Genomic DNA, 21,712 nt, shown 5'->3' on the forward strand with positions numbered 1-21,712 from the left:
ATACGTTAGAATTTGAAGTTGTAGGAAACAGACGGGATGACGGTCCCGATAATGGAAAGCCGGTTGGCCTCCGCTTGCAAGGGCCGCTGAATGTCGCCAACTGGCCCATTTGATTGTGAGAAAAATACCGAAAATGCATTTTGGCGAGCATATACATTGTAGGCAGAGAAAACCCAGTAATCTGTCATTTTTCTGGGCTTACCGTTTCTTTTGAGCGATTTGCCTTCCATTCTCAGCGACAGATCGAGCCTGTGGTAAGGCGTAATGCGCGTGCTGTTGCGGGAATTGGTGGAGTTGAACGGGATTAGCTGGCCTTGGGAAACGTATCGCTGGTTGGGGTAGGTGGTCGGTGTCCCGGTGGTGTAGGTAAAGTCGGTCGTGGCGCTCCATTTTTTGTTAAAAGCATAGGAGCCGACGATTTTCAGGTTATGGGTTTGGTCAAAACGGGCAGCGTACCAGTCGCCATTGTTAATGCCATTTACCTGTAATTCTGAGCGGCTTAATGTGTAGCTGACCCAGCCTGTAAAGTCTCCTTTCTTTTTTTGAAAATAGAGTTCCAGTCCGTATGCACGGCCTTTTCCGCTCAGCAGGTCGCCTTCGAGAAATTCATTGGCCAATACTTCGGCCCCGCTGATGTAATCTACTTCATTGGCAGAAGTACGGTAAAACGCCTCGGCAGAAACTTCGTAGGTGCCCGTTTCGCCAATGTCTTTAAAATAACCCAATGTAAGCTGGTCGCCCACCACCGGTTTCAGATTATTTGAACTTGGTGTCCAGATATTGAGCGGATTGGAGCCGATTGTATTGGAAATAAAATGTACATACTGCGCGGTGCGGCTGTAGCTGGTCTTGACAGAGCTGCTTTCGTTAATCTGATACTTGGCTGAAATCCTCGGTTCAAGATTTTGATAAGTTTGGATCGATTCGCCGCTTTCATAACGCTGCTGTGCGACCACACTGCGTCTTCTGCCGGGAATGGTATCATTGTAAGTATAGGCCGTGCCAGCACCCATGTAATTAAAGTAAGAAAAACGCAGCCCGTATTGAACTTCCAGTTTCGGACCAATTTTCAGCCGATGATTCAGGTAAGCAGCCATTTCCAGCCCATTCTTTTGCTCCTGACTGTTGTCTGTAGTCTCGCCGTTGCTTACTGACTTTGTCGTGGATGGGTCAAACTGATAGTACGAGCCTTCCAGTCCAAATTTCAGCTCCGAGTTTTCATTGATAAAATAGCTGAAATCGGGTTTGATCACATAATTCGTAATCTGCGATTTCCAGCTGTAATTGTTTTGAGCATCCTGCTCCGTTTCCAGGTTGAAATCGTAATTGCTAAAAATCCCGGAAAGATTAAAGAAGAGCTTGCTGTTGATCACGCTATTCCAGCGCAAAGTGCCCGACCGGTTTCCCCAGTTGATGCCGGCAGCATCGCTCAACCCCATATTATCCCGTCCCAAAAAGCCAGAGAGGTAAATGTGGTTTTTAGCGTTGAGCTTATAATTGGTTTTTAATGTAAAGTCATAAAAATTTAGTCCAAAACCCGAGTCCAAAAACGGGCCCGCGAGCACATCCGCATACGATCTTCTGGCTGCAAAAATGAACGAACCCTGATCTTTTTTGAGCGGCCCCTGAACTGCGACACGGCTGAATATCAGACCTAAGCCGCCTTCAACCTCATACTTCTTCATATTGCCTTCTTTCAGACGGACGTCCAGCACCGAGCTGAGCCGCCCGCCATATTGAGAAGGTATCGCTCCTTTATAAAGCTTAACATCTTTCACCGCATCCGGGTTAAAAACCGAGAAAAAACCAAGCATATGCGAGGAATTGAACATCGGCGCCTCATCGAGCAACACCAGATTTTGGCCCACACTGCCGCCACGCACATTAAAGCCCGACGAACCTTCACCAACCTGACTGACGCCAGGCAGAAATTGCAGACTTTTGACAATATCCACTTCGCCCAGCAGCGCGGGAAGCTTCTTAATAGTTCGGATATCCAGCTTATTGACGCTCATTTCAACGCTTTTGGTGCCTAGCGCATCACGGTCATCCACAATCCTGACTTCTTCCAAATTGTTAGAAACGGTCGGCAGATCAATGTTCGCTTGCACGTCTTTATCGAGGACAATCTGCTTTTCAACCTTTTCAAAACCCATGTAAGTGTATTCGACTTGGTAAGTCCCGGCGGCAAGAGTTAATGAGTAAAACCCGTAAGCATTGGTAGAAGCCCCGCTTTTGGTCTCCCGTACAAAAACGGTTGCGCCAATAAGCGTCTCACCGCTGGACTGGTCTTTCAATGTCCCGCTCAATGTGAACTTCCCCTGCGCCAACGCCGGTAAGAACCCGCTTGCCAGGATCGTAATCAGCGCATAACAGAGGCGCGATCTCTTTGTTAAAAGACGAATTAGATGCATTGTGTATATGGATTAGTTGAAAATAGAAAATGCCGTGTCAGCCTATACGTTCGAAGGAGTACACTGCAAATCTATCCGCCGGGAGAAATGGCGTTTTGTGAATTATAGCAAAGCCGCTAACTTTTATAGGAAGCAGGGGTTTTGGTATAGAAAGGGGATTTGGAGGTGGTGGGATCGTAATGGGAAATGCCGGTTTGGGCCATTTGCTTTATCGCGGATCATAATACGTATACCTGTCTTTGAACCATTCCCTTTGTTTGCAACAAACATCGTTAAATAGATGAACTGCCAGAAAACCTTTGCATATTTGATAGATAGCGGTCAGGTATGACGACCACCAAACTATCTTGACATATGACAATTAATGCGGAGCATATTTTAAAACTGGATTATAGTAATCTTAGTAAATACAAATTACATCTTGCCTGCTATAACGGACATGAACAACCTTTAAATGTTTATTTACAAGGTTGGGAAAAGTGGGTAAGCTGGAACAAATGGCGTGGAAATAAAAACGACTTCAACAGAGAGTACATTTTTAGCCTAATTCAATTTTATCATGAACCGAATAAATGGTTATTCGGAGGAATTTTCCGTGTGGTTGATACGCTAGCTGACTACGGAAATACGGAGGTTGGGTATGAATTAGAATTAGTCGACTTGCACAAAGAACTTGTGGGGAGGCTTGTTATTGACTTTTATCGCTATCAAGGTATGAGGGGTAGAGCATTTTTACTTGAAAATTATTACCAGAAATTTATTATTTCTGAAATTCTTAAAAGACCGTTTGATGGAATAAATTTCCCTGGATATGAAAACATAAACATTGACTTTCCAGAATTAGAAATTGTTTTTAGATATCAAAAAAATGATTGGAAAGGTGCGTTGGAAAATGTAAAGGGAGTCTACGTAGTAGTGGACAAATCAAACGGAAGAAAATACATAGGTTCAGCATATGGTGACTTTGGGATATGGTCAAGATGGGCTGTTTATATTGGTACAGGACATGGCTTCAATGATGAACTAACAAGAATTATTTCGGAGAACGGAATTGATTACGCATGGCGAAATTTCAGATTCAGTTTATTAGAATATCGTTCTATGCGTATTGACGACAATGTAATAATCAACCGGGAATCTTATTGGAAAGAGGTATTATTGACAAGAGGAGATTTTGGATATAATAAAAACTAATAGATCTTATCAAAAGGCTACACTGACTGACGGGAAACCTGAACTGCTAATATGGTTTTACCGAAATGAGAGCTAGCGAACAAAGGGTCAAGTTAGGTTCTATAGTGCAGAGGTTAGGCCGAAGTGCCTCGGTTTCTCAACTTTTGTAAGTCAAAAAAGCTAGCAACCCATGGCGACAGTGCAATCATCAAACCGATTCAGGATATGATACTTTACAAATACAGAGGTAAGTCAGGCAATACGGACAAAATATTTACTGAAAGGAAGGTTTGGCTTTCAAATGCCGCCGGGCTAAACGACCCATTTGAGTGTTCAATTCAAGAAATTGCAAAAGAATGGATTGATGAACATGTTAGGGAGTTGAAACAGGGACATCTTTCAGGTTTAATTTTTGCATTTATGCAAGCAAAAAAATCCAACAGTCATTTCTTTGGATTAAGCGTCTCTGATGCAGAAAAACTTATCAGCTCTTTCAAAACTATACCAAGTTTTGACGACAAATATAAATTCTATCGGGAGTTCATGAAAAGTAGAAATGGGAAGTACCCTTCTGACCCTGAGGCAACCTTTGCAGGTTTTGACCAACAGTTGAATGACGCAGGTATTTTCAGCCTTTCGGAGAACGCCGAAAACCAATTAATGTGGTCTCATTATGCGGACGATACCAGGGGTATAGCAATTGGCTTTAAAGTTGAGCCAAACTCGAAACTATCTGACGACAATTGTTGTGTAAAGGTTAACTACTCTGACATGTTACCTTCATTCGCTGGAAAAGGATTCCTTAATGAGATATCTTTCTACATGGATGAATATGGAAGACCGTATTCAAAACAAAAAGTATCTTTTAGTGACCCAACTTTCAGGTTAGCTATTTCAACTAAGCCCACTGTTTGGAGTTACGAAAGGGAATGGAGATACATTGAAGAGCAATCGGGAGCTTATCCTTTACCAGTAAAATTAGCGAAATAGTTTTTGGTTTGCGCTGTTCAACAGAAAACAAAGACCGATACAAGGCACTTGCAAAATCGTATATAAAAAACCCTATTTCTTTTTTTGAAATACAGCGTATCCCAAATACAAATAGTATTGTTAAAGTAAAACTTACAGACTGATGGATATGAATTGCAGCTATAACCTTCTAGGTAAACTCCTCGCTGACCGTCTTCGGACGGACAGCCATTAATCATTTGAGGCATGCGCTCTCAACCTAACCGCTAAAACGGGTTGCATTTCCATTATCATCTCAGCCTTCCGTAAATTGCGCAATCCTCTCCCGACAAATACGCTCCGTCAAATCTCTCAACAACGTCACCCGACTGCCCAAATATTCTAATTCCGCTTTTTCAATCTTATAATTTCTATTATACCTCGCATCAATGTAAGCTTTTTTAAGAAGTACAAAAAGTCGCTTTTCCTCTTCCGTAGCCATTGGGAAAATTGTAGCAAGCTCTGCAAGCTGTTTAACAACTTGATTTCCAAGAATTTAAATGTCGTGGATTCTCGGCTTGTAATCGGTGAATACCAGAAGTATGGCAGCATAAAACCTTTCTGCGGTTTGATGCAAGAGAAAGGCAGCTTCTTTAAAATTTGAACGGTTAAAAGTATCCTGGTAACTGAGGAAAAAATTTGAGGCACTTTCGAACCAATGCTCAAATTCCTCGGTAGACTTTTCCACCCGTTGTGCCGGATTTAGATCTTTCGGTTCAGATAAGGTGAATTTTCCGGAATCGAAAAGCGTGATTCCTTCTTTCAGGATATCTACAAAGAAGTAGTAATTCCGCTCGATCTTGTCATTTACGAAGCCAATGCTGTGGTAGATGATGCTTGTTCTCGTGATATCCTAATTAGCCATCAATTCCTCTTCCAGCTCACGCGATTTCTTGACTTGTTTTGCCGAATTTTTGTCCTTGGTGACGATCAGAATATCAAAGTCGCTTACATACTCGTACTTTTCCTGGAAATCCTCCACCCAGTCACCCCGCGCATAGCTGCCGAAGAGAATGATCATTTCAGCCGGGACTTTGGCCTGAATTATTTCGGTCAGGGTTTTTAATTCTTCTTGTTTGTGTTGTGGGAGGTGGGTTAAGGAGGTTTTCATAGGTGTGTAGTTTTTGAAGAAAAAGATGGTGCATTTCTAGAATCAATAAACAAACCAAAAAACTCTGACATAACCAGCGATTCCTTAAAAAAACGAGGGCGAAATTTGCCCTTGATAGTTGAACGAGGGCGAATTTTCATTCTTTTCGCCCTCGTTGTTAAAATGAAGGTAAATTTATGCATTTCTTGTATACTGATAAAACAACCTGGGCCGAAGGTATGGCAATACCCATTTCGTATAAAAGCCAACCGTGTTGGTATAAAAACATCCGCAAAGCCTTCTTTAAATCATACATTTGATGCTATATTATTACAAATAAATCAGTATGAATTCGCAGGCCGGGTTATTGGATGTTACTTTTTTTCGCGTCTTGTGGGGTAGTCCGGGATACCGGTTTTTGAGGCACCTCGCGGCTCTTGTCATGGTAGCCTTGATGCTTTTTACCATGGACCCGCCGTGGATGAAGCCGTTTCGGCTGGATGCGCAGCTGACGATTTTTGCATTGGTGACGTTTTTATTTTATTCCAATATGTACTGGCTGGTCCCCCGTTTTTTGCTACATGGCAAGTATTTGTACTATGGATTGGGTATAGCAGCTTATATCGCCATCGCTTTACTTTTAATCCGAATATTTCAGATTCGCTCCGAGGACTACTTTGTGGGGATTAATGCTGATGAAGGCTATAAGCCCGAAATGGTCATTCGGTTTTTGTTTATTCTGCTGGTCCTAGTTGGCGCAACGACGGCGATCAAGCTATTTCAAAGGTGGATTGCAGATGCGCGGCGGATTACTGATTTGGAAAGGATTACCATGCAGGCCGAGCTTGAACAGCTCAAAAACCAGATTAACCCGCATTTTCTGTTCAACATGCTCAATAATGCCAATGTGCTTACCCAGCGGGACCCGCAGAAGGCTTCGCAGGTGCTGATGAAGCTAAGTGATTTTCTGCGTTACCAGATCTACGACTGTGCAAGGCCGCAGGTTTTATTAACCGCCGACATTCATTTTCTGACAGATTTCCTGAACCTTGAAAAAATCCGCAGAGATAACTTTGAATTTATTATTTCAAAAGAAGGGCAGCTGACGGGCGTGCAGGTCGCGCCTCTTTTGTTCATCACGTTTGTAGAGAACGCCGTCAAACATAACATGGATGCCAGTAGCGGCTCTTATGTACACTTATTTTTTGAAGTCCAAAGAAACGAGTTGCTGTTTAAATGTATTAACTCAAAACCACTTGTAGCAGCCAAGAAAGGGGTAGGAGGGTTGGGCCTCGAAAATGTAAGTCGCAGGTTGCAGCTGCTTTATCCGTTGACACATCAATTGGAAATCAATGACCAGACTGACACTTTTACCGTAACCTTAAAAATCACTCTATGAACTGCATTATTGTAGATGACGAGCCGCTGGCCAGGGAAGCTATTCAATTGTTGATCGGCACTTGTAAGGAACTCACTTTGCTGGGTGGTTTTGGTAGTGCCAATCAGGCTTCCAGGTTTATGGACGAGCACGCGGTGGATTTGGTTTTTCTGGACATTCAAATGCCCGGCACCAACGGGATCGAATTTGCAAAATCGATTGCAAAGCAGACGCTGGTGATTTTTACGACTGCATTCAGTCAATACGCTTTGGATAGCTATGAGGTGGAAGCGGTCGATTATTTGGTTAAACCGGTCCAGATAGAACGTTTTAACAAGGCGGTCAGCAAAGCATTGTCCTATGCGCAGCTTTTGAAACCGGACCATTCAGCGGGCAGCGTCGAGCGGTTTTCGGAAGACTATATTTTCATTAAAGCCGACCGGAAAATTTACAAGATCCATTTGAAAGACATTCTGTTTATCGAGGGGCTGAAAGATTATGTGGTGATCCATACCGAGGACCAGAAAATCATTACGGCTATGAATATCAAAACCATCCATGAAAAGTTGCCGCAAAATCTTTTTGTGCGTGTCGCTAAATCCTACATTATCAACATCCGGCACATTGACTCTTTCGATAATAACAGTATTTACATTGGTAAGAATGAGATTTCTATAGGGAATGCGTATCGAAGCTATTTTTTCGACGAGTTTGTAACCAAGAAGTTGTTGACGAGGTAGGGGCTTTTAGCCTTTAGCTGTTAGCCTTTAGATATTAGCTTTTTTGACTGTAATCATTAACCTTGAATTTGCAGGCCAGCCGTTTCGGCCGGACAGGATTTCTATGCTTTTTTCAGTAAACAACCCAGGTCATGGAGGTATTTGACAGACATAAAGACAAGATCATGGTTTGCATGCTTGCGCTGCTGGTTGTGGGTTTGGGGTTTTGGCTGGTTCGTTTGACGAAAGAGCCGGAAGCTGATTTGCAGGTACCGAAATTAATGGAAACCAGATATCTGACCGGTTTTGTGAGCATTCACAAATCACTCGCGGAGCTGCGGACTTTGTGCCTGAATGGGCAATTTGAAACCGCGCACGACACATTTCTGGAATTGCAGTACCAATGGCAGAGGCAGGATGTAGTGGCAGCAGCTATTGAAGATCATTCACCAAGCCACTATCCTTCCGATAGCCTGGCGAAGCTGGAAAAGTTGCTGCACCACCTCAGTAAAAACGGAGAAAGCCGGGTGGCAAAATGGTTGCTGATTAAAGAGGTTAAACATTTACACGAGCGCATTGATGACATTCATTGAGGCGTACATAGCGCACCGTTACTAACTGATACATGACGAAAAAACCAAAGATTGCAGTCATACTGTGCCTGATCATCATGTCCGCAACCTTCGTGCTGGGGCAAACGATTCTGGTCAAAGGTGTCGTGAAAGATGCCGGAAACGGGCAGACACTTCCTTATGTGAACATTCAGGTCAAAGGGGCTTCATCGGGCACAACAACCGACCAGGAAGGGAAATATACATTGAAGCTCGCCGCTGGTGACAGCGTGATACGATTTACCTACATCGGCTACATGGCTTTTGAGAAAGCCGTAGGTAAAGAGGCTAGTCAAATGATCCATGTTAAAATGCATGTAGATACGGCCATGTTGAAGGAAGTGACCGTAAAAGGAAAAGCCGGGTACCGCAACCGGGACAATCCGGCTGTGGAGCTGATCAGGCAGGTGATTGCCCACAAAGACCAAAACAGAGTCGACAACCAGGATTTTGCACAGTACGAACAGTACGAGAAAATGTCATTTGCAATGAGCAACCTTTCTGACCGTTTCAAAAACAGGCCGGTTTTGAAAAATTATGGGTTTCTTTTTGAGCAGCAGGACTCGGCTGTCCTGGCTGGTAAAAATATGCTGCCCGCCTACATGCAGGAAAAGCTCTTACAGGTTTACATCCGTAAAGACCCGGCTGCGAAAAAACAATGGATCAAAGCAGACCGCCGGGCTCAATTTGATCCCAAGTTCGTAGATAACGATGGTCTGGCCTTGTATTTCAACCGCATGTATGCAGACATTAACATATATGATAATGATATTTTTGTAGCTACCAATATGTTGCTGAGCCCGGTTGCGGCTACTGCGCCTGCGTTTTATAAATTTTTCATACGTGACACGCTCAAAACCCACGATCCGTGGCTGATTGAACTTGGGTTTGTGCCCAGAAACAGCACGGACATGCTTTTTGAGGGCAGACTGTTCGTAACGCTTGACGGTAACTATGCGGTGCAAAATGCATTTTTGACGGTTAGCAAAAATATCAATCTCAACTTTATCCGGCAGCTTGAAGCCAGGATTGGTTTTGAAAAAGGAGAAGATAACAAATATTATCCTGCCAAAACCACGCTTTCGATGGAGTTTGCTTTTGGCGAGAAAGGGGCCGGCTTGCTTGGCCAAAGGACAATCACTTTGAAAAATTACCAGACCGGCCGTCCAATGGCTGACAGCGTCTACCGCGGTCCACCCGAGCAGGCGATCGAGGATACACTCCCAAATCAGGGGGAGGAATACTGGGGGCAGGTCAGGCACATTCCACTCGAACGGACCGAACAAAACATTTACCGCAATATCGACACGCTCCAAACGATCCGGTCTTTTCGCACAACAATGGACATTGCTACTGTTTTTCTGGCAGGGTTCAAGAATTTGGGAAAAGTTGAAATCGGGCCAGTTAATACATTTTACAGTTTTAACCCGGTTGAAGGCCTCAGGCTCCGTTTCGGCGGGAGGACGACACCAGAATTTAACAAACGCATTTACTTTGAAACCTATGCAGCTTATGGATTCAATGACCAAAGATGGAAGTATTTTGTGAGCGGGACTTATTCCCTCAACAACAAGTCGGTTTATCATTTCCCTTTCAACTACATGCGGCTCAGCCATCAGCACGACACCAAGATTCCGGGCCAGCAGCTCGAATTTGTGCAGGAAGACAATTTTTTGCTTTCCTTCAAATGGGGCGACAACAACACCTGGCTTTATAATGATATTTCGAAATTTGAATATGTCCGCGAATATCAGAACAGGCTTTCGTTTAAATTAGGATTCACTCATTGGGTCCAAAGTCCGGCGGGAAATCTGCGCTATACCCAAACCGATCTAACCAACGACCGGCAGTTAAATATCAGCACATTACGAAATTCGGAAGTGAACTTTGAACTGCGGTATGCCCCGCATGAGAAGTTCTACCAGGGAAAAATTTACCGGACGCCGCTCGTTAACAAATACCCGGTATTCACATTTCGCTACAATGCAGGCATTAGAAATGTGCTCGATTCCGAAAATGCTTACCATAGCTTTACGGGTAACATTATCAAGCGGTTTTATCTTTCCCAATTTGGCTATGCCGACTTCACCACCGAGGGCGGATTCATTTTAGGAAATAACATTCCATTTCCGCTGCTGACGATCCACCGGGCAAACCAGACCTATGCCTATCAGCTAAATTCATACAACATGATGAATTTCCTGGAATTTGTCAGTGATCATTATGCTAGCTTGGATGTCCAGTATTATATGAATGGTTTTTTGTTTAATAAAATACCACTCTTGAAAAAGCTCAAACTCCGGGAAGTTTTCAGTTTCAAAGCATTGTACGGTGGCCTGCGAGATGAGAATAATCCCGCTTATACCCCGGGACTCTACGACTTTCCCATCGATTCACACGGTGGTGCCAGCACATTTGCGCTGGGTAGCACGCCCTACATGGAAGCAAGCGTAGGTGTAGCCAATATTTTCAAACTGCTCAGAGTTGATCTGGTCAGAAGGTTTAATTATCTGGATAATCCAGGTGCACCGCAGTGGGGGGTTAGGGTAAAATTCAGGCTTGATTTCTGATCAGCGTTATGTGGGAAACTGACAAGATAATTATGTCGCATAAACATTTCACACGGGCATTAGCATTATTGCTTTCCTTAGTTATCCTGTCCAATTATTCTTGTAATCAGCAAGATGAGATTGCCGTAAATGAAATGCTTCCCAGACTTTCCGACTATGCTATATTTAATGGCAATGCGTCTGATCTGGTGCCAAATGCTGATTACAAATTGTATGAATTAGCATCGACCCTTTTTACAGATTATGCAGAAAAGCAGCGGCTCATTAAAGTGCCGGCAGGTAAAACGATCAAAGCGGTAAATGATGGCCTGCCCGATTTTCCGGATGGAACTGTTATAGTGAAAACCTTTTACTATTTCCATGATAAAAGGGATATATCAAAAGGTAAAAATATTATCGAAACCCGGTTATTAATCAAGAAAGATAACCATTGGAAAGTGGGTGTTTTCAAGTGGAATAGGGAGCAAACCGATGCCATTCTTTTTACATCTGGTGATTATCAGTCCGTTAACTGGATTGGTCTGGATGGGAAAGCGAATGTGATATCTTACCGGTTTCCAAGCAATGCAGATTGCAGGACCTGCCATCAATCGGACGACGATGTGGTTCCCATCGGGCCAAAGATCCGGAATTTGAATATCAATGTCGCCCGAAATGGTGTATCTGTGAACCAACTCACACATCTGGCTGATGAAGGGGTTTTAAATAGGGTTAAACCTACGTGGTTTTCGGTATTACCCGATTATCATAATACTTCACTAAGTGTGGAGCACAGGGCACGGGCTTATTTAGAGGTAAACTGCGCTCATTGTCATTCCGATGGCGGATTTGCGGGTAACAGAAGGCCACGGTTTGGATACGAATACAGTTTGCAGTCTTCCAATATTTTGGCAGAAAAAGCGACCATGGTACAACGAATGGGAAATGGACAAATGCCAAAACTGGGCAATACCGTTTTAGATAAAGAGGGTACAGACCTTGTTATAAAATATTTAAATAGCTTGTAGGATGATGAAAAATTTGAGGATATATCTTGTCATTATCCTTGTTATTTCTCCTGACATTCTAATTGCTCAAACTCAGAATTCTTTGGGAAAATTTTCTATCGGAATTACTTTTGAGCCGAATTACGGTTACCGGACATTAAACTTTTCAAGTGGCAATAAACTCATTGCCGAAAAGAGAAATGCCAATGAAGTGTTCAGATTCGGATACGCACTAGGTATGGAGCTGAAAAGTAAAATATCCAAAAATATCCTGTTGTCTTATGGTTTGCAGTATCTGGAATTTGGCTACAATAGCCGCTTCCAAACGCTAAAATTTGCTAACGCAAACCCAGAATTTCCAGTTGGAAGTAAAACTGACTTTTTTCATCAGGTCGTTGGTATACCGTTATCAGTTCAATATCATTTTACAAAAAGCAGGTTCAACCCATACATTATAATAGGAGTCCAGCTAGATTGTATACTTCAAAAAACCGCCGTGACTGTTTTAGAATATGAGGACGGCAGGACGAACAGCTCCGAACATCGATCCACCCTGGATTTTCAAAGATTTCCTGTGTCAGCCTTACTTGGTGCAGGAATGGAATACAGGATTAGCGATAGGATTTCTATGGTGGCAGAACCACTATTGAAAAGAAGTATCACCTCATTAATTGCTGATAGAACAGCCAAAGAGAAGCCTTACTCGGTTGGATTAGCCGTCAAAATTGTCTACAAGTTCAAAAGGTAACATGGATTTTTTAACGGGCCCGATCTTCTTACCATGGCACATTTCCTCCGAAAGTAGTAGTTCGTATAAAAGATAGCCACGTTGGTATAAATAAGAAATGACGCTTAACTTCCGAGATTACATTTGAATATTCAATAAGCAATTACAGGTGTAGATGTGCAGCTGATGGAATCCGATTATTACTCACTATTTGACTACTCAAACATGAACTTACTGACCACCTTAATGTTGGCTTTTCTGTCCTCACCACTCGGCGACTGGAAGCTTAATTTCGCAGAGGCTAAAACGCAGGCGAACGCAGACCATAAAATGATCTTGCTGAATTTCTCAGGCTCCGATTGGTGTGGGCCTTGTATCAAACTAAAAAAAGAGGTTTTTGAGTCCGAAGTGTTTGTGAGCTATGCTTCTGAAAAGCTGGTTCTGGTACGCGCTGATTTTCCAAGGCAGAAGAAAAATCAGCTGAGCAAAGAGCAGGTGGCCCATAACGAGGATCTCGCGGACCGATACAATCCCAAAGGTCTGTTTCCTTTGACCGTGCTGATTGATAGTAAAGGGAAAGTCATCAGAGAATGGGAGGGTTTTCCAACCTCGTCGGAGACATTCCTTTCAGATCTTCGTTCGCATTCTGGTTCCCGGTAAAATGGAGGCGAAAATCTTTAAGAAGGTGACCAAACTGATGGGCAACCGATTTGAGATCAGCGCAGTTGGAACGGAGGAGGCCTGGGCAAACCACATCATCGACCAGGGTATTTTTGAAATACAACGCATTGAAAAGCTGCTGACCACGTTCAATGAAGGCAGCCAGACACAAGAAATCAACAGGCTGGCGGGGATCCGGGCCTCATCAGTGGATCAGGAGGTTTTTGATCTGATTAGCAGGGCTATACGGATTTCAGAATTAACGCAGGGGGCTTTTGATTTGTCCTACGGCTCGGTCGATAAGTCCCTTTGGAACTTTGATACGCACATGAAATCGCTTCCGACACCAGAGACAGCGAAAGCCATGGTCAGACTGATCAATTATAAAAACATCATTCTGGACGCAGAAAAGCGAACCGTTTTTTTGAAAGAAAAAGGAATGCGGATAGGTTTTGGCGGGATCGGAAAAGGTTATGCGGCGGAAATGGCAAAGGCAGTAATGATCAGGAGCGGGGCACTGAGCGGCGTTGTGAATGCATCGGGCGATCTGGCAACCTGGGGCAAACAACCGGGCGGAGGCGACTGGACGATTGGAATTGCTGATCCTGAATCAAAGGAGCAGCCATTTTCTTATATCAAGATCAGCGACTTAGCTGTGGCCACTTCTGGCAATTATGAAAAGTTCGTGGTGATTGGCGGGCAGAAGTATTCGCATACGATCAATCCAAAAACAGGGCTTCCGGTAACAGGGATCAAAAGTGTCACCATCATTTCGCCCAGTGCCGAGCTTTCTGATGCGCTTGCGACCCCGGTAACGGTGCTTGGAGTGAAGGTTGGCCTGGACCTGATTAACCAGATGAAGCAAGTCGCGTGCATCATCATTGATGACCATAACAAAATTCTCACTTCCAAAAACATACAAATGTCATGATACGTATAACAAATACCGTTCGGTTAGCAGTTCCTCTTTTCTTAGGGCTGAGCGCGGCCTCCTGCATTTCCGTCAAGGAATACCAAAAGAGCAGGATCAATGATTCAGAAATGGGACTCTCGGCCCGGAAATCCGAAAAATTTGAGCAGAGTTTCTATTTGTACCGGGAAGGTGCTTCGGGAGCGAATGGCGGAAAAAGTGGCGGTGGATGCGGATGTAATTGATTTACTACTCTAAAAGTATCACCTTATGAAAAAAATTACCCTTACAGTAGCCGCGTTGCTTGGCTGGTTGGGCTCGGTATCTGCGCAGGTTCAGGATTCTGTTTCAACAGGTTATAAGGCCAGAAAATTAAAAATTGAGGAAGTCAATTTTGTTACGGGTTATTACAATCAGACCGGAAATAACTCGGCTATCACAGGCGGCATTGGCACTGAAAACCTTTTTGATGTGGCCAATTCGCTGGAAGTGAAACTGACCAGAACCGACAAGCGCAACCGGGTTCACACTTTTACCGGAGATCTCAACATTGATTTTTATTCTTCTGCATCTCAGGACAACATTGATCCGCTGACCATTTCGTCCGCTTCGAAAACGGACACGCACATTTATCCTACCATTTCCTGGAATGTTAAAAATGACAGGACCCGGACCAATAAAGGCGCAACGCTTTCGTATTCAACCGAATTCGATTATCAGTCGGTGGGTTTTAATGTCAATTTTTCAAAGTTGAGCAAGGATAACAACAGGGAAATTACCATCAAGGCCGGTACATTTCAGGACACTTATAAAGTGATCCTACCTTTAGAGCTCAGACCTGCCGGATACGGCTCGGGCTCCCAAACGGATAGCGCGCAGGTTCCTACCCAGTCGCGGAACAGCTACAACGGATCTCTCTCTTTATCGCAGATCGTCAACGAGCGTTTTCAGCTTTTGATCATGGTGGAACCCACGTATCAGGAAGGACTTTTAGGTACACCTTTTCACCGGACCTATTTTACCGACGGATCTGCCAGAGTGGAAAGACTCCCAGATACGCGCTTCAAAATCCCCGTTGGACTTCGAGGAAGTTACTTTCTTGGGGACAAAATCATACTGAATGGTTTTTACAGATTTTATGCCGACGACTGGGGCATGCGGGCGCATACGTTCTCATTGGAAACGCCTATCAAAATCACGCCTTTTGTTTCGGTAAGCCCTTTTTACCGGTTTAATACCCAATCATCGATCCGGTATTTCGCCCCATATATACAGCACGATCCGCAGTCAGAATATTATTCCAGTGATTATGATCTGTCGTCTTTTCAAAGCCATTATTTTGGTTCGGGTATCCGGTTCGCATCTCCGGGGGGCGTTTTGGGAATCAGGCATTTCGCCTCGCTTGAAGTTCGTTACGGGCATTTTTACCGGAATGCGGGAACTGGAATGCAATCCGATATGATCACATTAGCAGCTAAGTTCAAATAGGATATTATGAAAATTGAAAAGGTATCTTGCCTGATTATCGGTTCAGGTCCCGCCGGTTACACAGCCGCAATATATGCTTCACGGGCAGGATTAAACCCTGTGATGATTATGGGCGCTCAGCCGGGTGTACAACTTACAACCACAATCTGAAGTAGATAACTATCCCGGCTACCGCGATGGAATCACAGGTCAGAAAATGATGGAGAATTTTGGCAAACAGGCCGAGCGGTTTGGGACCGACATACGGTATGGGTTGGCCACGCAAGTTGATTTTGCAGGCTACCCGCACAAAATAACGATCGATGAAAAGTATGTCATAGAAGCGGAGGCTGTCATCGTTTCAACGGGGGCTTCTGCTAAGTGGCTGGGCCTTGAAGGAGAAGATCGTTTGAATGGAAGAGGCGTCTCTGCCTGCGCGGTTTGTGATGGCTTCTTTTTTAAAGGTCAAGATGTTGTAGTAGTTGGTGCAGGAGATACTGCCGCCTAAGAAGCAAGCTACCTCGCAAAACTTTGCCGAAAAGTATATCTTTTGGTTCGTCTCGGGGAAATGCGCGCATCAAAAATTATGCAGAAACGTGTTGAAATGCTACCGAATATCGAAGTCATGTGGAACACTCAAACCGTCGAGCTTTTGGGAATAGAAGGGCTTGGAGGGGTTGTGGTCAAACACAATAAAACCGGTCAGGTGCGGACTCTGGGTGTGACCGGTTTTTTCGTTGCCATTGGCCATAAACCGAATACGGATATTTTTAAAGGCTACCTGGATATGGATGAGACTGGTTACATTACAACTGTTCCGGGAAGTTCATTGACAAATATCAAAGGCGTATTTGCATGTGGTGACGCGCAGGACCATGTATACCGACAGGCCGTGACCAATGCCGGAACGGGCTGTATGGCCGCACTTGATGCTGAACGATTCCTGATGGAGCGGAAAATTGAGATCATTATGGAAGATAATCAATAGACAGCTCCATCCCAGACAAAATCGGTTCGCAAACTGCCGCTGATTTACTCTCAAAACATAAATCAATAGTGCATCAACGAATCATCCAGAAGATGAGGCATGCTTCTGTCGGCATTGGGGAGATTTAACTTTCAAAATTTAATCTTTGGCGAGATGAGAATTACAGTACTAAGGGATCAATCGACGAGAGGATACTTCCCGTGGATGCTCGCATTTGGCATTTTATTGAATTTGCCCGGACTTTGGCTGGACATTATGGAGCCCGATGGAGCATTGTATGCAACGATTGCCAAACATATAGTGCTGAGTGGCGATTGGATAAATCTGATCGGTGACGGGCATGACTGGCTGGACAAGCCCCACCTACCATTCTGGATTGCTGCTGCCAGTTTCAAGCTGCTAGGCATTACCAGTTTTGCATATAAGCTTCCTGCATTTATATGTTGGCTGATAGGTCTAAGGTATATCTATCTGACTGCCAGTTATTTATTTAAATCGGATGTTGCCAAGCTCTCGGTGTTGATATATGTGGTTGCGCTCCACAGCGTGTTGGCTAATTTTGACGTCAGGGCAGAGCCATATTTAACAACTTGCATTATCGCAGCAATATGGCATCTTTTAGGTATTTACACTGGAAAAAACTGGTCTCACATCCCTGCATCTGCGTTTTTTATGGCTTGTGCTGTAATGGTAAAAGGAATCTTTGCCTTAGTCATTATTGGCAGTGGTTGGGTGATATTCTGGATACTATCCAAAAAGTGGGAACAGTTTACCAATTATAAATGGTGGGTTGCCTTAGGCTTGTGCCTTACTTTTATTTTACCGGAACTGCTCAGTTTGTATGTTCAGTTTGATATGCATCCTGAGAAAATTGTATTCGGAAAAACCCATGTTTCTGGCCTCCGTTTCTTTTTCTGGGACAGCCAGTTCGGAAGATTTTTCAATACCGGTCCTATTAAAGGAAAAGGAGACGTCTTCTTCTTTTTGCATACTACCTTATGGGCTTTTCTTCCCTGGTCGGTAGGGCTTATTGGCGGGTTGGTCTATCTGATAGGTTATGAGAAGCAATTTATCCAGATTCGCTGGGTAATATATGGCTGTGCGCTGGTTTCGTTTATCATCTTTTCTTTGTCACGGTTCCAGCTTCCGCACTACATTATCATTGTGTTTCCTTATTTGTCGATGATCACAGCTCACTACTTTTTAAGTATAGCAGCTCACCCAGTACTGAAATATTTTGTTTGGATGCAAACCGGGCTGCTATTGGCAACGGGCCTACTAATCATTGCCCTGCTCTATTCTACAGGTATAAACACCGCGGTATTGGCGACAGCGGTAACAATTATTATAGTTATTGCCGCAAACACTGTTCCAACTGAGAATTTACTAGTAAAGCTGGTCTGCAAAGGATATGCGACGGCAGCAATCATATACGTCTTTCTTTTTTTCTTTTTCTACCCATTCTTACTGAAATATCAATCTGGAAGGCGAGCTGCGGCTCATATTCCAGCATCAGAAAGTCTTATTCCTACCGCCGCCTATAAATCGTTCTCATATACCTTCGAGTTTTATGCCCCCGGGAATGTAAGGTTAATCAATCAACGGAAGGAACTTGCTCAATATTTAAATAATAGGCCATGCTATCTGTATACTACCCGTCAAATCGCGGATAGTATACAACATGCAGGTATAGAAATGGAAATATTGGCAAGGGTAGACCACTTTCACATAACGAAATTGAAAAAGGACTTTCTTACCCCCAAAAGTAGGAGAGGTGTGTTAGAGGCACGCTGCTTATTGTATTTCGGAAGCAAGCACCTGGTCAAGTATTGACAAAAATCGAGTTACCTGAAGAGGGCTATTCTGTGCAGAGTTTGAGCAGGATCGTGTGAGGATGTGGTTAAAGTGGAAATAGGAGAAGACAAATTGCTTTCAGCAGACTTTATGTCTTGTCACGAGATTCCGTTATCAACAAAAAATGCATTTGCTATAAAAGTTATAGCGTTTGGTATAATTCTTGAAAATGAGGGCAACCCATAAAATACTTTTACAACATCATATTTAAGCCATGAAGTAAAAGGATATGTAAGGGACATTACCGTATATCTGACGGTGTGTATAATTCGCTGTGTTTCCAAAAATCACTGCCATTCGAGGCAATCGAAAACAATTAGAGCATTAGGCAGTTAAAGAGGCAATATGACTCAGTTTTGTACATGCGATTGGCACTGAGCACAGAGAAGATAGGAGTGAAGCGCTTATCAGAGAAGGGGCAGTTGATTGAGGGGCTCCTGACAACCCTGTCCTTTTACTCCAACTTGAGAGTCTTCACCGGGGTCATCAATGCGGCCTTGATGGCCTGGTAACTCACTGTGAGCAGGGCAATACCAGTTGTGATTACGCCGGCCAGTGCAAAGATCCACCACTCCACGTCGATGTGATATGCATACTCCTGAAGCCAACGATTAGCGCCAAACCACGCAACAGGAAATCCAAAGCAGCAGGCGATCAAAACCAATTTCACAAAATCTTTGGAGAGCAAGGCCATAATGCTTAACAGATTGGCACCCAAGACCTTTCTTACACCGATTTCCTTTAACCGTTGTTGTGCTGAGTAAGTAGCAAGTCCGAAGAGGCCCAGGCACGCAATGACCACACTGGCCAGGGCGACCCAACCGAGAATCGTTTGGCTGCGCTGATCTTCCATATAGAACCGGGCGAGCTGCTCGTCGAGGAAGTGGTATTCGAAAGGCTCGCGTTCTTCGTTTGCTACCATTACGGCTTTAAGCTTTCCGAGGGTAGCCTGAATGTTCTGCGGTTGGATCTTTACTGAGTAATAATCAATAGGATAAATCGGGTTGTCATGGTAGGCAATGATTAACGGCTCTATCTTCGCCCGTAGTGATTGAAAATGGAAATCCTTGACGATGCCTACCACACGCGGTTTGAACGAAGCGTTGATATCGTCATAAACCGGAGCAAAAGAGGAACCGCGGGCACTTTGCGGAATCTCAACAGCTTCATTGGAACCATGGGTGATGCCCAAAATTCTTGCGGCCGCTTCGTTGATCAGGATGGCGGAGGTGTCATTCTCATTAGGGAAGTTCCTGCCTTTGAGCAGCTTGATCCCATAGGTGGCCAGAAAATCCTTATCCGCACCAATCACATAGGCTGTGTGCAGCTGATGGCCACCGCCCTGCTTTTTGAGTTTGACCCTCACTAAGGTTTTCCAATCCCCAGGCACATGCGATGTTACAGAAACTTGCTCTACTGCGGCAATCTTCGACATCTCCTTCTTCACCCAGTCAAAGTTGGAGCGGGCCTTGACCACATTCACGTCGATGACCACCATCAGGTCTTTGTTGAAGCCCAGGTTACTCTCGTTTAAAAAACGTACCTGCCTGAAGAGCACAATCGTTCCAATGATCATTACCGTCGAAATTGTGAACTGCAGGACGACCAATGCTTTGCGCACGGAGAAATCACTACCACTTCTGAGCACCTGGCCTTTAAGTAATGAAACCGGTTTGAAATAGGAAAGCAACAGGGCAACGTAGCCGCCAGAAAGTAAACCCATTGCAATGATCAGGCCTGCCGCGGCAGCCCAGAAACCTAAGCCCACGGAGGAGAAAAGCGAAAACTTCTTATTGACAAATTCATTGAATGATGGCAGCAACACCGCGACGATGAGCACAGCAACACCGAAAGCGATCACCATTGTAATGAAGGATTCGACCAGAAACTGCCCGATCAGATTGCTACGCACCGCGCCGACCACTTTTCGGACACCGATTTCCTTAAGTCGGCTTGAGGCCCGGGCTGTGGTCAAATTCGAGTAATTTATTCCAGCAATCAGTAAGACAAGAATGGCCGTAAATGAGAACAATGTTACGTATATAGGATTTCCCTGCGGAACGGGCTCAACATTTGAATTTCTTGCGCCATCAATAATTCCGTCAGATTTCAAATGGACGTCCTTCAACGGCTGGAGACTGTACGAAAGCTTTGTGCCTGGTTCGAGCGATGCATTGGCATGAACCAGGCGAGTGATTTCATTGGAAACAGAATCAGCATTCGCATCGGGCTTTAACAATGCATAGACGGTGTAGTTCTGTGAAGCCCAGTCACTCCGGGCTTCACGCATAAATTCTTTATTGGAATACCGCGTCGACTCCGACAACACACTAGTAAAAGTAAAACTGGAATTCTGTGGGTGATTTTTCAGGATCGCCGTGATCTTTACTGGATTATCCATGTGGCTGAACTGCAAATTCTTATTGATTACATCAGTCCTGCCGAAAATTCGCATAGCGAGGTCTTCGGTAATAACAATGGAATTTGGCTCTTTTAACGCAGTACGTTGATCGCCCTCAAGAAGCGGAAAATCAAACACCTGAAGCAAATATTCATCCGCGACAGTGATAGCCTCCTGTACATTGACGGGATTCTCGGGATCAACAAGGTTAGCACGCCCAATGCGTTGCATGCGTGTGGCCTGCTCTACATTCGGAAAAGTTTGCTTGCATTCTTCGGCCACCATATACCCTGCTGCGGCGACTGTTGTAGCTTCATTGTTGGGACTTTTTTCATGGGTAATTACACGATAAATGCTTTCCGCCTTACTATGTTGACTATCGAAGTTGAGTTCATCATACACATATAGACCGATCAACAGGAAACAAACCATGCCGAATGTAAGGCCTAGTACATTCAGCGTCGAGTAAAGCTTGTTTTTCCAGAGGTTTCTCCACCCCATCATAAAGTAATTCTTGATCATACCGTTGGAGGGAATAGGTTGGTGAATGTTTGCCGATCGGATAATGCCTGGCCTGAAAAGGAACAGAACGTCTTTGCACAAGAGTAAATTTGCCCGGGTTCTCCCCTGGTCTGCTGCCCTTCTATCGTAGATTTCAAGCAGGTCTCCTTCGATGTCGGCATGATATTCCGGCTTGCAAAACCATTCAAGGAAACGCAAGATGAAACGGGGTGGCTCAGCGCTTTTCATGGCCTT

General features: G+C 44.2%; 16 protein-coding genes and 1 pseudogene. 14 read left to right on the forward strand and 3 right to left on the reverse strand.

Annotated features, from left to right (window positions below; genetic code table 11):
- Nucleotides 1-5: 5 nt before the first annotated feature.
- The gene (locus LZD49_RS32765; protein ID WP_234672526.1) at nt 6-2,414 is read right to left on the reverse strand and encodes a TonB-dependent receptor; all 2,409 of its coding nucleotides are present in this window, start codon (nt 2,412-2,414) and stop codon (nt 6-8) included.
- A 354-nt stretch (nt 2,415-2,768) separates the two neighbouring features.
- Here LZD49_RS32765 and LZD49_RS32770 point away from each other — a divergent pair, with 354 nt between their 5' ends.
- On the forward strand, nt 2,769-3,608 hold the full coding sequence (locus tag LZD49_RS32770) for a GIY-YIG nuclease family protein (RefSeq protein ID WP_234672528.1): 840 nt from the start codon (nt 2,769-2,771) through the stop codon (nt 3,606-3,608).
- Between the two features lie 204 nt (nt 3,609-3,812).
- Complete coding sequence (locus tag LZD49_RS32775) at nt 3,813-4,577, forward strand: DUF2971 domain-containing protein (RefSeq protein WP_234672530.1); 765 nt, start codon at nt 3,813-3,815, stop codon at nt 4,575-4,577.
- A gap of 871 nt (nt 4,578-5,448) precedes the next feature.
- Here LZD49_RS32775 and LZD49_RS32780 read toward each other — a convergent pair.
- Nucleotides 5,449-5,706 carry a nucleotidyltransferase domain-containing protein gene (locus LZD49_RS32780; protein WP_234672532.1) on the reverse strand — a complete coding sequence of 86 codons (258 nt, stop codon included), beginning with the start codon at nt 5,704-5,706 and terminating at the stop codon, nt 5,449-5,451.
- Nucleotides 5,707-6,031: 325 nt separating this feature from the next.
- Here LZD49_RS32780 and LZD49_RS32785 point away from each other — a divergent pair, with 325 nt between their 5' ends.
- From LZD49_RS32785 to LZD49_RS32840, 12 genes and pseudogenes are all read left to right on the forward strand, one after another.
- Nucleotides 6,032-7,084, forward strand: coding sequence for a sensor histidine kinase (locus LZD49_RS32785; RefSeq protein ID WP_234672533.1), 1,053 nt, complete (start codon nt 6,032-6,034; stop codon nt 7,082-7,084).
- The gene (locus tag LZD49_RS32790; protein WP_234672534.1) at nt 7,081-7,803 is read left to right on the forward strand and encodes a LytTR family DNA-binding domain-containing protein; all 723 of its coding nucleotides are present in this window, start codon (nt 7,081-7,083) and stop codon (nt 7,801-7,803) included. Before LZD49_RS32785 ends, LZD49_RS32790 begins: the two co-directional genes overlap by 4 nt.
- A gap of 131 nt (nt 7,804-7,934) precedes the next feature.
- Nucleotides 7,935-8,375 carry a hypothetical protein gene (locus LZD49_RS32795; RefSeq protein WP_234672535.1) on the forward strand — a complete coding sequence of 147 codons (441 nt, stop codon included), beginning with the start codon at nt 7,935-7,937 and terminating at the stop codon, nt 8,373-8,375.
- 77 nt (nt 8,376-8,452) lie between these two features.
- Nucleotides 8,453-10,963 carry a DUF5686 and carboxypeptidase-like regulatory domain-containing protein gene (locus LZD49_RS32800; protein WP_234672536.1) on the forward strand — a complete coding sequence of 837 codons (2,511 nt, stop codon included), beginning with the start codon at nt 8,453-8,455 and terminating at the stop codon, nt 10,961-10,963.
- Nucleotides 10,964-10,995: 32 nt separating this feature from the next.
- The gene (locus LZD49_RS32805) at nt 10,996-11,970 is read left to right on the forward strand and encodes a c-type cytochrome (protein ID WP_234672537.1); all 975 of its coding nucleotides are present in this window, start codon (nt 10,996-10,998) and stop codon (nt 11,968-11,970) included.
- A gap of 1 nt (nt 11,971) precedes the next feature.
- Nucleotides 11,972-12,697, forward strand: a complete 726-nt coding sequence (locus tag LZD49_RS32810) for an outer membrane beta-barrel protein (RefSeq protein WP_234672538.1) — start codon at nt 11,972-11,974, stop codon at nt 12,695-12,697.
- Nucleotides 12,698-12,901: 204 nt separating this feature from the next.
- Nucleotides 12,902-13,336, forward strand: coding sequence for a thioredoxin family protein (locus LZD49_RS32815; protein ID WP_234672539.1), 435 nt, complete (start codon nt 12,902-12,904; stop codon nt 13,334-13,336).
- A gap of 1 nt (nt 13,337) precedes the next feature.
- The gene (locus LZD49_RS32820) at nt 13,338-14,267 is read left to right on the forward strand and encodes an FAD:protein FMN transferase (protein WP_234672540.1); all 930 of its coding nucleotides are present in this window, start codon (nt 13,338-13,340) and stop codon (nt 14,265-14,267) included.
- Nucleotides 14,264-14,491, forward strand: coding sequence for a DUF4266 domain-containing protein (locus LZD49_RS32825; RefSeq protein WP_234672541.1), 228 nt, complete (start codon nt 14,264-14,266; stop codon nt 14,489-14,491). Before LZD49_RS32820 ends, LZD49_RS32825 begins: the two co-directional genes overlap by 4 nt.
- Nucleotides 14,492-14,516: 25 nt before the next feature.
- Nucleotides 14,517-15,734: a DUF3570 domain-containing protein gene (locus LZD49_RS32830; RefSeq protein ID WP_234672543.1), complete on the forward strand. Its 1,218-nt coding sequence runs from the start codon at nt 14,517-14,519 to the stop codon at nt 15,732-15,734.
- A gap of 6 nt (nt 15,735-15,740) precedes the next feature.
- A pseudogene (gene trxB / locus LZD49_RS32835) lies at nt 15,741-16,701 on the forward strand (thioredoxin-disulfide reductase).
- Nucleotides 16,702-16,854: 153 nt separating this feature from the next.
- A complete protein-coding gene (locus tag LZD49_RS32840) occupies nt 16,855-18,534 on the forward strand; it encodes a glycosyltransferase family 39 protein (RefSeq protein ID WP_234672545.1) in 1,680 nt (559 codons plus the stop codon).
- Between the two features lie 475 nt (nt 18,535-19,009).
- Here the strand turns inward: LZD49_RS32840 and LZD49_RS32845 are convergent, their stop codons facing one another.
- The gene (locus LZD49_RS32845; RefSeq protein ID WP_234672547.1) at nt 19,010-21,706 is read right to left on the reverse strand and encodes an ABC transporter permease; all 2,697 of its coding nucleotides are present in this window, start codon (nt 21,704-21,706) and stop codon (nt 19,010-19,012) included.
- Between the last annotated feature and the right edge of the window lie 6 nt (nt 21,707-21,712).

It is taken from the genome of Dyadobacter sp. CY261 (assembly GCF_021440085.1).
Lineage (GTDB): Bacteria > Bacteroidota > Bacteroidia > Cytophagales > Spirosomataceae > Dyadobacter.